The sequence below is a fragment of the Streptomyces sp. NPDC029292 genome (assembly GCF_055569295.1).
This window is the reverse complement of sequence record NZ_JBVHXR010000001.1, coordinates 364,356-377,255: the sequence shown is the minus strand read 5'-3', so window position 1 is coordinate 377,255 and position 12,900 is coordinate 364,356. Positions and strand designations below refer to the sequence as shown.

Here is a 12,900-nt window from a genome sequence, read left to right as displayed (position 1 = left end):
GCTCCGGTACGAGGAGATCGCATGTCCGCAGAGTTGTACGACCCCAACAAGAAGGTGCCCGGCGGTTCCGCCGCTCCCCAGTCCGGCGAACCCGCACCGTCCGCCGAACCGGAGCAGCCCGGCCCGCGCCGGTGGGGGCCCGTGGTGGTGCCCTCGGCCCCGGCCGCCCCACCCCCGGCCCCACCGTCCGCCCCGGTCCCGGCCCCCGGGCGTGTCGAGGCCGGGTACCCGCCCCAGCCGACCTTGCCTCCGGTACAGGACGGCAACCTCGCACCACTACGGATCCCGCAGCTGGCTCAAGCGGACGAGTCCGCCGCGGAGCACATCCGGATCGGACTGTGGGGCGCGCCGCGATCGGGCAAGACGACGTATCTGGCCGCACTGCCGATCGCGGCGATGCAGTACCAGCGGTACCAGCAGGGCAACTGGGTGATCAGCGGCATGACGCAGGAGGCCAACAACTTTCTCAGCGAGAGCGTGTCGCAGCTGGCGGTCCGGCGGAGCTTTCCCCAGGCCACCATGGGTATCCAGGGCATGAGCTGGTCGTTCCAGGGCGAGGAACCCGCGTCGGGGCTCATGCGGAACCGGTCCCGTGAATCGAGCTTCGTACTGGAGATCCAGGACGCGTCGGGCGAGGTGTTCGACCGAAGCCATCCCGAGCACGCGCGGATCGTCGACCAACTCGCCCGGGCCCAGGGGCTGATCTATCTCTTCGACCCGCTGGGCGACGCGATGGAACTGACCGAGAGTCTGACCTTCTTCTACTCGACGCTGACCGAGCTGAGCACCCGCATCCGAGACGTCGGCGGGCACTACCGGGGCCGGCTGCCGCACCATGTCTCCGTCTGCGTCGCCAAGTTCGACCACCCCCATGTCTTCCAGCCCGCCGTGGAGGCGGGATGGGTCACGCAGGACTCCGTGGGGTCGCAGTTGCCGCGCGTCCCCGAGCAGCACGGCGCGCGTTTCTTCCAGTGGATGTGCGACGAGTTCCGCGGATCCACCGCCCGGCTGGTGCGCGACGGACTGGCGAACTTCTTCCACCCCGACCGCATTTCCTACTACGCGACGTCCGCCATCGGGTTCCGGCTGAATCCGCAGCACATATTCGACTACCGCAACTACGCCAATGTGGAGACGGTCGACGGATCGCCCCGGATCTGCACCTCCCCCGAGCCGATCAACGTCCTGGAGCCGCTGACGGACCTGGAGCGCAGGATCCGTACCGGACACGGTGTGCGCAAGGGATGGCGGCGGTGAACGACGGCCTCGGTGCGGTGCGGTTGACCGCCGACTGGGCGGTCCTGGGCAAGCATCCGGGGCGGGTCATGGGATACGAGGTCCTCGACGGCAGCCTGCCGACGGACCGGGCCAAGCTCTACCTCTGGGGCGCCACCACCGGAGTCCCCGACAACCGCGACCCCGCGGAGAGCCTTCCCTGGCGTGTCTTCCTCGGCAGCGTGCGCAACGACCCCACCCCGGTCTGCGCGGCCGTCGAGACCACCTGGGACGGCAGCGCCGACGGGACCGGCGCCCCCAGTTACGCCTGGCGGCTGCTCCTGTTGGAGTGGCCCGAGGCCAGCGCCGCCGGGCTGACCTGGTCCGCGCTGGACCAGGTCCTGCCTCGCGAGCAACTGCCCGCCTCCGGGACGGGAGTGGGCCTCACGGTGCCGCGGACGCCGGCTGCCGATCTCGCCGCCACGGCCGACCTGCTGGGCTTCGAATGGACCGCCCGCGTCGCCGCCCTGCTGCTCGACAACCAGAAGGTGGCGATCACTGCGCCACCCGGCGCGGCCCTCCCCGACGTCGCCGAACGCGTACGCATCCTCGACGCGGTCTGCTCGCTCCTGCCGTACGGGTGCCGCGCCTGGCTGAGCGGCGCGACCTGGACCGGCCAGTCCGAACACACCCTGCGGCTGATCTTCGCACCCACCGCGCGGACCGGGCAGTTGGACGTCTGGCTGGGGACCGGCAGCCCGCCCGAACCCCAGGGCGCCATGGCCCGCAGCTACCTGAACGAACTGCTCAGGCTCCGGGCGAAGCGCCAGTCGACCACCGAGCTGATCGGCCATCTGCTGGCCGCCACCGCCGTCATCCCGGCCGAGAACCCCGCCGAGGCGCTCCGCGTGCTGCGCGAGGCCGACCTGCTGGACTCGGTGATCGAGGAGATCGGGCAGGGCCGCGGTGAACTGCGCGACGTGCAGCGGGTGCTGGAGCGGTATCCGGTGCACAGCCTGGGCGAGCCCCGGCTGCGGGTGCTCGTGCCCTTCCTGGCCCGGCGCGCGCTCGCACCCGGCGGCAGCCCGGCCGAGTCGGTGCTGCGGCAGCACTGGAGTCCGCTGACACCACAACTGCTGGCCCAGGACGTCGTCCTGACCGAATCGCGGCAGGACTCCTTCGCGCGCGCGAAGGGCTACCTGAGCCTGATGAACGCCGTGGAGGCAGACCATCCCGGCGCGTTCGAGGAACTGTTCACCGCCCTGGTGGGGGCCCCGGACCAGGATCCCGGCTGGACCGGAACCCTCATCTACATGGTGGAGAACGAGTTCGGCCGCAACACGGAGACGGCCGACAGCTTCCTCATCCGGTCCCGTGAGGCGGGGCTCGAATGGCTCCGCCTGCTGCTGCGGACCGACAGCCGTGACCTGGCGCCGATCGGCCGGCTGGCCTCGCGGGCGCTGCGCGTCGCGGCCGGCGGCATCACCGGCTGGCTGCGGTTCGCCGAGGTCCTCATCGGCAGGACCGCTCCGGAGCAGGCGACCGCCTACGATGCCGCGGAGTTCACCGGTGCCGGCGACGATGCCTGGCTGATCGCTCTGGACATCGCCGAGGACGCGGGCCGGCCGGCGGTGATCGGCTTGATGTGGTCCCTCCTGCGCGAGCGCGCACGGAGCCGGGAGGGGCAGACCCACCTGTTGCCCGCACTGGACAGGCTTGCTCCGCCCGGCGGACCGGGTCTCACACCCGGCACCGCCGCCGACGCCGATCTGCTGCGGGCGCTGATCCCGGACGCGAACGGATCCCGGATCCCGATGTCGATGCCACGGCTGCGGCAGATCACCGACGAGGGCGCACTCGACGCCTACGCGGCCGCCGTGATCCGCCGGATCGAGACCGACGACGAGCTGAAACGGCTCACGGTCGAGGCGCTGCTCGGCGAGACACCGGACGGGAACTCCTGGCAGGTCCTGTGCCTGCTGACGAAGCAACGGCCCAGCGCCGAGCCCCTCGTGCGCGAGGGTGTCGACCGGCGGCTCACCGACAACTACAGTCTCTGGCTCGGCCTCGCGCTCTCGGACGATCTGGTGGCGGACCTGAGCCGCCGGGAGCACCTCGGCTGGCTGCGCCCGGTCCGGGACTTCCGGAACGCGGCACGCGCAGGCGTGCGGTACGAGCAACTGGCCCGGATCATCGCGGACGCCTCTCACTACAGCGGATTCTCCCCGCAGTTGCTGGACGAGATCATCGAATGGCTGCTGGCGTTCGCCCCGGCGGACGGGTACTTTCTCGCCGCCGCTGTGGACGACCTGGTGCCCGGGCTGGGCGCGGACTTGTACGCGAGGCTCGGCCGCATCGAGCGGGCCAGGGGGATGTGCGCGTACCTGGCCCAGTACAGCCGCGCCGAAGCGGCCCGCCATCACCAGTTCCTGACAGCTCTGGGCGCCGCGCCCCGGACCCCCACCGCCGCGCGGCCGCAGCAGAGTGCTCCGCTACCGCAGCCGAGCGCTCCACTGCCTCAGCCGACCGGGCCGCCGCCGCAGTCCGCCTCGTTACCGCCACCGTCGGCCGCGCGACCTCAGGAGGAGCAGAAGAGGAAGCGGTTCGCATGGCACCCCCACAAGCCCGACTGGTGGCAGGGCTGGGGATGACGAAGGCCAACGTGATCGCCATCGACGTCGGCGCCCGCTTCACCCGTATCGCCCGGGTGGGCGCGGACGGAACACCGACCCTGGTCGGGCTGCCCGGCACGGTACCGGGGGAGGGCCTGCCCACACCGGGAGACGCGGGCCTCCACCGCGGTGCCGCGCTGCGGGCCGCGTACGCCGCGTACCGCGAGCACTGCGGCACGCCCGAACACGTGGTGCTGGTCGTCCCGCAGCGGGACCGGGCCGAGCACGCGCGCCGGGCGGCCGACGTACTGACCGCCCTCCACGGCACGGATCCGATGCCGCGGCTGCGTGCCCTGAGCACCCCGCACGCCGTCCTGGCGCTGCTGCGGCACGCCGGCACGGCGACGGCGGACCGCTACGCGGTGTGCGATCTCGGCGGCACGGCGGCCGAGGTGTCGGTGTGCGCCCTCGCCGCCGGTTCGGTGGCGGTGACCGGCTCCGCCGGGTACGCGCCCGCCGACGGCTACGGTGCCGGATTCGACGCGGCGCTGCTGGCCGGCGCCGGGCTGCCGGACGACGAGGCGGGGCTGCGGGCCCTGGCCGGGGCCAGGGCCCAGGAGGGTGCCGGACAGCGGCTCGACATCGCCCTCGAGGGCGCCGAACGCCGTCCGGGGCGGTACGAGGACACCGTGGTGCACCAAGTGGCCGGACGGGACGTCACGGTGGGCGTGGTGCGTCAGGCGCTCGCACGGCTCGTCGCCGGAATCGACCACGCGGTGGACGAGGCACGGGGCGACCAGCCGCTCCCTTCCGTGGTCTTGGTCGGCGGGCTGGCGCGGCTCGGCCCGCTGCTGCGTCATCTGACCGGCCGCCACGGAACGCCGGCCGTGCTGCCCGGCGGCGTGGACCCGGCTGTCGCGGCCGCGTTCGGCGCCGCGCTCGTCGCCGCCGGGCAGGTCGACCCCGCCGACCGCTATCCGTACGCCGTGTGCGTGGCCACCCACCGGACCGTGGCCGGCGAGCCCCGGGCGCAGGAGCTGCTCATCAGCCCCGCCGGAACGCTGGAACCGGGCGGCGCGACGGTCTTCGCGGAAACCGGCGGACAACGCGTCCGGGTACGGACCGGACCGGCCGGTGCGACGAGTGCGCGACCGGTCCGGATACAGGTGCGCGACGCCGGGGGCGGTGCGGCGACGCCGGCCGGCACCCCGGTGCTCCCCCCGAGTGCCGAGGGGGCGCGCTTCCACGTCGGCGTACGCATCGCCGTCGACGGGACGGCCAGTCTCGTTCTGCACCCGCTGGGCCCCGGGACGCCCAGTGAATACCCGCTCGGCGTCCTGCCGACCGACATCGAGGGAGCCCGTTCGTGATGCGATCCACTGGTGGTCCGATCCTGCCCCGACGCGAGGGCCCGGCCACCGGGCGCGCCCGACGCGCCGTCGTGCGCGGCTGGGCCGCTCTGGTGACCGCGGCCGTGCTGGCCGTCTCGCCGGTCGCCGCCACCGGGGCGTCCGCCGCCACGGACCCCTCCCGCGCCGAGATATACCGGGCGCTCGGGCTGAGCGACCAGCCTGCCGACTATGTCGTGCTGGTGGACACCTCGGGCTCGATGGCGGCGGACGGCAAGTACGACACCGTCCGCTCTACCCTGCGCCCGTTCCTCGGCGGCCTCTCACCCAAGGACCATGTCGCGCTCATCACCTTCGACTCCACTCCGGAGCCGCGCTACATCGGCTCGGCCGGGGACCCCGACGCGATCATGGCCCGGCTGCCCGACTCCCCCGACCCCGCGGGCGAGACCGACATCGGGGCGGCACTGGACAGCGCGGTGAGCGAGCTCGAACGCGACGACGCCTCCGAGGTGGCCTCGGTGGTGCTGCTCACCGACGGCGAACACCATCCGCCCGAGGGCTCCCGGTACCCGAAGTCGACCGGTGCCGCCTGGACCGCCCTGCACAAGCGGGCAAAGGCCGTCGCCGAGCGGACCGAACTGGCCGGATACGCACTGCCGTTGGGAAGCGGAGCGACGGGCGCCGAGCTGCTCGGGGACGTCGTCGACGACACCACCACGCTGCGTCCGGACAGCATCCAGGACTTGAGCTCGTACCTGGAGCGAGCCGGGGACCGCACCCGGGCCCGCAAGGCGCAGCTCCTGCTGGCCGGTGACATCGGGAAGGGGATCACCGCGTCCTGGTCCGACAGCCGTCGGCGTGATCTCACGGACGGCTCCGCCACGGCGTCCGTCACGTTCCGGTCGACGGCGCATCACATGCCGTTGAGCGTCGGCAAGTTGCGCGTCTCGGTCGGCGGCACGTCCGTGAAGGCCGCTGGGCTGCCGTCGCGGCTGACCCTGGATCCGGGCGAGTCCCGGTCGTTCACCGTACGGCTGAGCGGCAAGCTGTCGGCGGGCCCGCTGCCATACCGTCGGGTCAAGGACACCGACGCCGCGCTGCGGGTGTCCGGCCAAGTGACGTCGCCGTGGGAGCGGGCGCTCGCCCCGGACATACGGCTGAAGGTGCCGGGCGAGGTCCGGGTCACCGGGGCGGCGCTACCGCTGCGGGCCACGGTGGGCTCGGCCGTCTTCCTCCCCGCGCTGCTGGCCGGTGTGGCAGCGGTCCTGCTGGTCTGGTGGCTGTGGTGGCGGCGCACGCACCGCCCGCGGCTGCGGGGCGAACTCCTGCTCGTCCCGGCGTTCGGCGGGGAACTTCCCGACCGCATCGCCCTCACCGGGCGCCGGGTGACGCTGCGCCCGCGCACGGGCGGGCACGGCTCGGTCCGCGGCCGGCGCCGGTCGACGGACCGTGGGCCCGAGGTCGACCTGCTGATCCGCTACACGCCGGACGGCTCCGCTGCCCGGCAGAGCGACGCGACGTGCGGACCCGGCCGCCAAGTCGTCGTCAACGGCGTGTCGTTCACCTATCTGCCCGAGCAACGGGCCGTCGGCGCCGGACGGCCGGGATGAGCGCCGATCCCGTCGTGCTCAACGTCGCGGCCACCCAAGTCGGCACCGAGGCACTGGGACCCGGTGTGCGGTCCGCGCTGTGGGTGCAGGGATGTCCCTTCCGCTGCGTCGGCTGCATGGCGCCGGACTGGATCCCCGACCGCCCGGCCCGTCGGGCCGAGCCGGACGAGCTGGCGGCCGAACTGCTCGCCGATCCCCGGGTGACCGGTCTGACCCTCTCCGGCGGCGAGCCGATGCGGCAGGCGGCCGGGCTGGCCGAGGTCGTCCGGCTGGCCCGGCAGACCCGGGACGTCTCCGTGATCTGCTTCACCGGTTACCGCCTGGAACGGCTGCGCGCCAGGCCGCCGTCTCCTGGGGTACCGGCCCTGCTCGCCGCCGTCGACGTGCTGATCGACGGCCTGTACGTGGCCCCGCTGGACGACGGCCGAGGGCTGCGCGGCAGTTCCAACCAGCGGATCCACCATCTCACCCGGCGCCTCGCGGACTGCGGCTACGACTTCGGCCACCGCCCACGGACCGCCGAGATCGCCGTCAGCGGTCCGGAGGCCCTGCTCATCGGCGTACCGCCGAAGGGACTGCTTGCCGCCTTCGACGCCGCGGTGGACGCCGTGCGCGCCCGTACCTCCCCAGGAAGGAAAGAGCACCATGAGCGGTAAGAAGCGCATACAGGTCGACGAGTCGGAGTGGTACAGCATCCAGCGCAAGGCGCAGCAGCTGAAGGAGGTGCAGCGCAACCTCCCCCGGCTGATCGACGACGTACGGGCACAGACGCGCGCCGACATCGACCGCACCTTCGCCACCGTTCAGGAGCGGCAGCGGCGCCACGAGGAGGCGGTTCGCGGACTCAGCGACCGCACCCGGCAGTTGGAGGCCGACACCACCCGACGGCTCCAGGAGCAGGCCAGGGAGCTGCACCGCACCCTGGACGAGACCGCGGGCCGGATCCAGGAGGACACCCGCAGGCAACTGGCCGCGCAGCAGGAGGAGACACGGCGGGCGATCGCCGCCGAGCGGGCCGAGCGTCGCGCCGAGATGTCCCGGCTGTCCCAGGAGATCGACGTGATGAAGGCGGACCGGGCACGTGCCGAGGAGACGGTACGGACCTGGCTGTCGGATGCCCGCACGATGGCCGGGCTGATCGCCGAGACACTGCCGCACGAGCGGTACGCGCCCGGTGAACTGGCCCGGCTGACCAGTCGGTTGAGCACCGCGGAACAGAACGCGGCGGAGGGCCGCTTCGACGCCGCCCTCGCCGTGGCCCAGGAGACGTACCACTCGCTGAGCGAGCTGCGGATGGACACCGAGCAGCGCGAACTGGAGCGCTGCTCGGCCCAGACGGCGGCCGTCGAGGCCCTGGTGCGCGTCGACAACCTGATCAAGGGAAACGAGCAGCGGCCCGTCGTCGGCCCGGACGGCGAGGCCCTGGCGGGCTACAAACTCGACGTCGTGTACTGGTCCGAGGGCGAACTCGACGAGCTGCGCCGGGAGACCGGGGACGCGCTGTCCCGGGCCCGCGACGACGGGACGGGCACCGACGACCTGCGCGAGCTGCACGACCAGGAGGCACCACGGCTCGAACGGACCCTGGGCGGCACCGTGGAAAGGGCGGGCATGCGCCACCTCGCCTCGCAGATCCGGGTGAACCTGGCCGACGCCGTGGCCCACACGCTCACCGAGTACGCCTACTACGACCTCGTCGACGGCGAGTACGCGGACGCCGATCCGCGGGGCACGTACTACGCCAAGCTCCGTGACCACAGCAACGGCAACGAGATCGTGCTGGACATCTCGCAGGCCGAACGGGACTCGGAGCAGTGCGTGGTGCGCGTGCTGTCGTACGACCACGACGTCACGGCCGAGGCCGATCTGCGGCGCCGTGCCGAGGCGATCGAGCAGGCGCTGGCGGCGGACGGCCACCGGACGTCGGCACCTGTGAGCGAGCCGGGAACCCCGGACCCCGCCCTGAGGAACCTTCCGGCACACCGTGATCCGCAGTCCGCCCCTCAGGCCGGAGCGCAGTCGCAGCCGGAGGAGCGGCGGCAGCCGGGGACGGCCACGGGATGACGGAGGCGGCAGCGTCGTTCACCTCCGGTCCGACGATGGAACGGTTCGATCCGGCCGCTCTGCACAGCGGCGAACCGTTCACCGTCTTCTACGGCCCGGGTGTGGGAGACGTCTTCGTCGACAGCGCCTACCAAGTGTGTTTTGTCGAGCAGGCCCTGTGGCGGCTGCTGCGGGCCGAGGGCTTCGAGCGGATCGTCTTCAGCTCCTTGGAGCATCCGATCTATTTCCGGGACCACGCCTCCCGGGACCTGTCCCGCGCCCCCGGGGCCCGAGGCCGCGCCGCGCCGGACCCCCGGACGATGAGACACTCCCGGCTCCAGGGGCCGCTCGGCGGGCTGCTGGTACGCGACTTCGCTCCGCGCGCCGCCCCGGAGTCCTCCGGTGACCGGCCGGGCGGTGCGGCGGCGGGCGGCAGCGGGAGCGCGCCCGCGGCGCCGCCGGCCGGTGTCTCCGACCCGTTCGGGGTGGCGACGCTCACCGGCTATCTCCGGCAGTCCGAGCACCGTACCGCCGTGGTGTTCACGCATGCCGAGGAGATCCTGGAACACATGACGGCCGCGCGTCAGCTGGCCGGAGCCATGGTGCGCTGGGCCGACCAGGGCCACGACGGCAATCAGTGGATCCTGGTCTTCCGCAAGTCGACCCTGGACGCGGTGGCGCAGTTCGTCGAGGTGCGCGGGGGCTTCCCGTTGCTGGAGACCTTCCTGCAGGAGCAGCGCTCCACGCCGGGACGCGGCGGCACCTTCCGGATCGGCCATCCCCAGGCCGCCGAGCTGGAACGGCTGATCCACGCGGTACGACTGCGGAAGGGTCTGAGGATCGCCGACTGGCGAGAACTGGATCCGATCGTCAAGGCCATGGCCGCCCATCCCGGCAAGGCCGTCACCTGGCAGGCCCGGCTCGGTCAACTCGCCGGCCGCGGCGGCTCGTTGAGCCGCGAAACGGTGCGGCAATGGGTCGGCACGGTGACCGCCGACGCCCGCACCCCCTGGGAACGGCTCGACTCCATGCCCGGACTGGACATGCTCAAGCAGCACTTCGAACGGCTGCGGGCCGAGGTGGAGACCGCCGAGGAGCTGCGGGCCATCGGCCGGGGCACCGGCGCCGAACCACCCTCCGCGCACCTGGTGTTCACCGGCAACCCCGGGACGGGAAAGACGACAGTGGCCCGCCTGGTCGGCGAGATGTACCGCGACCTGGGCCTGCTGAGCCGCGGCCATGTCGAGGAGGTGAAGATCGAGGACCTCGTGGCCGGTTACATCGGTCAGACCGCAGGGCGGACCGAAGCGGCGGTGGACCGGGCCCTGGACGGCGTGCTGTTCATCGACGAGGCGTACGCACTCAGCGACCAGCGGGACGGGTTCGGCAACGAGGCGATCCAGACACTGCTGAAGCGCATGGAGGACGACCGGGGCCGACTGGTCGTGATCGCGGCCGGATACCCGGAGAAGATGAAGGAGTTCCTGGCGGCCAACCCGGGGCTCTCGAGCCGGTTCGCCCAGGACAACATCCTCGAGTTCCCCGACTATCCGCCGGACACCCTGCACGCGATCCTGCTGAGGCGCCTGGCCGAGCGCGGCCTGCTCCTGGCCGCGGGGACGGCGGACAGGCTGCGGGAGGCCGTCACGGAGATGCACCGGACCAGGGACGCGAACTTCGGCAACGCCCGGGACATGCGCACCCTCGCCGACGGCATCTACAAGCAGTGGGCCGGCCGCGTCCGGCGCAACGTGAAGGAACCGGTCACCCCCGAGGACATCCCCGAGAGCTACCGGGGCTATCTGCCCCAGCCCGCACCCGACCCCGCCACCCTGCTGGCCGAACTCGACGACTACGTCGGCCTGGGCCCCGTCCGGGAGGTGCTGGAGAACCTGGCCAACCGGCTGAAGATGCGTCAGGACCTGAACAAGGGGACGCTGGATCCGCCCCACCTGCTGTTCACCGGGCCGCCCGGGACCGGCAAGACCACCGTGGCCCGGCTGATCGGGAGGCTGTTCCGCGACCTCGGTCTGCTCCGCAAGGGACATGTGGTGGAGGTGACCCGCACCGACCTGGTGGCCTCCTACATAGGCCAGACCGCGCCCCTGGTGCGCAAGGCGGTGCAGGACGCGCTGGACGGTGTCCTGTTCATCGACGAGGCCTACAGCCTGGTCCGTGACACCTCGGGGCACGGAGGCTTCGGCGCCGAGGCCGTCGACACCCTGCTCCGGGAGATGGAACACCACCGGGACCGCCTTGTCGTGATCGCCGCCGGCTATCCGAAGGAGATGGAAGAACTGGTGTCCTTCAACTCGGGGATGCCGTCGCGGTTCACCGACCGGGTGTCTTTTCCGGGCTACTCCCTCAGGGATCTGGTCGAGATCCTGCGCCGGATGGCCGCCGCGGAGCGCTTCACCCTGGGCGAAGGAGTCGCCGAACGGGCCGCGCGCTGGCTGGAGGCGACCCGGCGGGCCGATCCGGTCGCCTTCGGCAACGCCCGGACGGTGCGCGGACTGCTGGGAAGCATGGAAGGCCGGATGGCCGCGCGGTACGTACCAGGGGTCACCCGACCGGAGTTCCTGCCCGAGGACGTGCCGGATCCGCCGGATCCGCCGGATCCGCCGGTCAGGCGCCGGTACGCAGGACCATGACCCGCCCCTCCGTGTCCTGCGCCGCACGCTCCTGAAGGACCCGGCCGAGAGTCTCGTCCGCCTCGCGCAGCCGCCGCTCGATGGCCTCGGCGGCGGCCTCCACCTGCGCCAGTGTGACGTGCTGCTCCTGGACGGCGGACGTGTCCCCGCCCATTGCGGCGGCGTCGCGCAGCGCCCGCGCCAGCTCGCGGTCGGCCTGTGCGTGCCGGCTCAGCGAAGCAAGTAGCGCGCCGCGCTCGGCCTGGATGCGCTCCAACCGGTCGTGGTACGAGGCGAGTTCCGCGGTGCTCGCCTGGTGCTCGCGTTCCGCGGCGGCCAGCGCGCTCTGCGCCGCCGCGGCCCGTTCGAGGGTCTGACCCGTCTGCGGCGCCAGGATCGAGAGCTGGTCCTCCGTGAGCCGGACCAGCGCGTCACTGCTCGTCCGGAGCGCCTCGTCGACCCCGGCGTCCCGACCGCGCAGTTCCGCCAGCCGTTCGCTGATGACCTCCTGCTGTTCCCGCAGCGCGTCGAGCGCGACGACCAGCCGCTCCAGCCGGCGCAGCTCGTCCACCTGCTTGCGCAGCTCTTCGTGCTCTGCCAGCCGCCGGTGCAGCGCCTCCTCCGTCGCCGCGAGTTTCTCCAGGGTCGCGCGGTCGGCGGCGACCTGGTCGGACACCTCCGTGAGCCGCCGCATCAGCTCGTCGGTGCCGCTGCCCACCCGGTCCCCGGGCCGGGCCGCCGCCAGCAGTCCCGGCAGCGCCTCGGCCAGGACCTGGCTGTCCTCCAGGGCGTCGTCCAGCGCGTACAGGGCCGCGAGCGCGTTGCTGCCGCTGGCCCCGCCGTCCACGCGGCCTATCGAGTCCGCGGCCCATTGGAAGGCACGGCCCAGTACGCGCAGGGCGGCCTGCTGGTCGGTGATGTCGGTGGCGGCCAGTACGTCCGCGATCTCTCGTCTGGTGTCGTCCACGCTGTCCTCCCCCTCGGACCGCGGACGCCCCCGGGCCCGCGCCGTCCGGCCGTCAGCGTATCGTCGCAATCCCACCCGCAGCCGGGGCTCCCGCCACTATCCTTCACGAACAATGTCGGCGGTGTCGGTTCGGGGGATTCATGGCCGAGTTGGTGCGTTTCACCGGCCCTGACGGGTCGTCACTGCTGGTCGAAGTGGAGGACGACGACCCGGGCCTGGAGCGCATCTCCCGGGACTCCGGCGGGGTGGTGCAGGCCGGCCGGCGACTCGGGGACGCCCTGGAGGCGATCCGCCCGGCCGTCCGGTCGGTCGTCGACTCGGTCCGGACCCTCGCCCCCGACGAGTACGAGGTCGAGTTCGGGATGAAGCTCAACGCGGAGTCGGGCGTCGTGATCGCGAAGACGGCCGTCGAGGGGCACTTCGCCGTCAAGCTCCACTGGAGCCGGACCGCTCAGGGCTCCGGGGAGTGAA

At 72.5% G+C, this 12,900-nt stretch carries 9 protein-coding genes; 8 read left to right on the top strand and 1 reads right to left on the bottom strand.

The features are described from left to right. The first annotated feature begins 21 nt into the window (after nt 1-21). Genes ACZ4WS_RS01765 through ACZ4WS_RS01735 form a run of 7 tightly spaced genes read left to right on the top strand, consistent with a single transcriptional unit; the run spans nt 22 to nt 11,483 of the window. Entirely contained in the window at nt 22-1,257 is a 1,236-nt protein-coding gene (locus tag ACZ4WS_RS01765; protein ID WP_467976207.1) for a hypothetical protein, read from the top strand. Continuing rightward, nucleotides 1,254-3,866: a hypothetical protein gene (locus ACZ4WS_RS01760; RefSeq protein WP_467976206.1), complete on the top strand. Its 2,613-nt coding sequence runs from the start codon at nt 1,254-1,256 to the stop codon at nt 3,864-3,866. Before ACZ4WS_RS01765 ends, ACZ4WS_RS01760 begins: the two co-directional genes overlap by 4 nt. Further along, nucleotides 3,824-5,197: a hypothetical protein gene (locus tag ACZ4WS_RS01755; protein WP_467976205.1), complete on the top strand. Its 1,374-nt coding sequence runs from the start codon at nt 3,824-3,826 to the stop codon at nt 5,195-5,197. The genes ACZ4WS_RS01760 and ACZ4WS_RS01755 overlap by 43 nt, the downstream gene beginning before the upstream one ends. Continuing rightward, nucleotides 5,197-6,789: a vWA domain-containing protein gene (locus ACZ4WS_RS01750; protein WP_467977130.1), complete on the top strand. Its 1,593-nt coding sequence runs from the start codon at nt 5,197-5,199 to the stop codon at nt 6,787-6,789. Before ACZ4WS_RS01755 ends, ACZ4WS_RS01750 begins: the two co-directional genes overlap by 1 nt. After that, nucleotides 6,786-7,445: a 4Fe-4S single cluster domain-containing protein gene (locus tag ACZ4WS_RS01745; protein WP_467976203.1), complete on the top strand. Its 660-nt coding sequence runs from the start codon at nt 6,786-6,788 to the stop codon at nt 7,443-7,445. The genes ACZ4WS_RS01750 and ACZ4WS_RS01745 overlap by 4 nt, the downstream gene beginning before the upstream one ends. Then, complete coding sequence (locus ACZ4WS_RS01740) at nt 7,435-8,853, top strand: hypothetical protein (RefSeq protein ID WP_467976202.1); 1,419 nt, start codon at nt 7,435-7,437, stop codon at nt 8,851-8,853. Before ACZ4WS_RS01745 ends, ACZ4WS_RS01740 begins: the two co-directional genes overlap by 11 nt. Further along, entirely contained in the window at nt 8,850-11,483 is a 2,634-nt protein-coding gene (locus ACZ4WS_RS01735) for an AAA family ATPase (protein ID WP_467976200.1), read from the top strand. The genes ACZ4WS_RS01740 and ACZ4WS_RS01735 overlap by 4 nt, the downstream gene beginning before the upstream one ends. Here ACZ4WS_RS01735 and ACZ4WS_RS01730 read toward each other — a convergent pair. Further along, a complete protein-coding gene (locus ACZ4WS_RS01730; RefSeq protein WP_467976199.1) occupies nt 11,458-12,429 on the bottom strand; it encodes a hypothetical protein in 972 nt (323 codons plus the stop codon). The genes ACZ4WS_RS01735 and ACZ4WS_RS01730 overlap by 26 nt on opposite strands. Nucleotides 12,430-12,569: 140 nt before the next feature. Between ACZ4WS_RS01730 and ACZ4WS_RS01725 the strand changes: the two genes are divergently transcribed. Next, nucleotides 12,570-12,899 carry a CU044_2847 family protein gene (locus tag ACZ4WS_RS01725; protein ID WP_467976198.1) on the top strand — a complete coding sequence of 110 codons (330 nt, stop codon included), beginning with the start codon at nt 12,570-12,572 and terminating at the stop codon, nt 12,897-12,899. Nucleotide 12,900: the final 1 nt, after the last annotated feature.

Excerpts from the sequence above, each read along its gene's own strand:
- ACZ4WS_RS01765 (WP_467976207.1), top strand. The coding sequence starts at position 22 with ATGTCCGCAGAGTTGTACGACCCCAACAAGAAGGTGCCCGGCGGTTCC.
- ACZ4WS_RS01755 (WP_467976205.1), top strand. The coding sequence starts at position 3,824 with ATGGCACCCCCACAAGCCCGACTGGTGGCAGGGCTGGGGATGACGAAG.
- ACZ4WS_RS01750 (WP_467977130.1), top strand. The coding sequence starts at position 5,197 with ATGCGATCCACTGGTGGTCCGATCCTGCCCCGACGCGAGGGCCCGGCC.
- ACZ4WS_RS01745 (WP_467976203.1), top strand. The coding sequence starts at position 6,786 with ATGAGCGCCGATCCCGTCGTGCTCAACGTCGCGGCCACCCAAGTCGGC.
- ACZ4WS_RS01740 (WP_467976202.1), top strand. The coding sequence starts at position 7,435 with ATGAGCGGTAAGAAGCGCATACAGGTCGACGAGTCGGAGTGGTACAGC.
- ACZ4WS_RS01735 (WP_467976200.1), top strand. The coding sequence starts at position 8,850 with ATGACGGAGGCGGCAGCGTCGTTCACCTCCGGTCCGACGATGGAACGG.
- ACZ4WS_RS01725 (WP_467976198.1), top strand. The coding sequence starts at position 12,570 with ATGGCCGAGTTGGTGCGTTTCACCGGCCCTGACGGGTCGTCACTGCTG.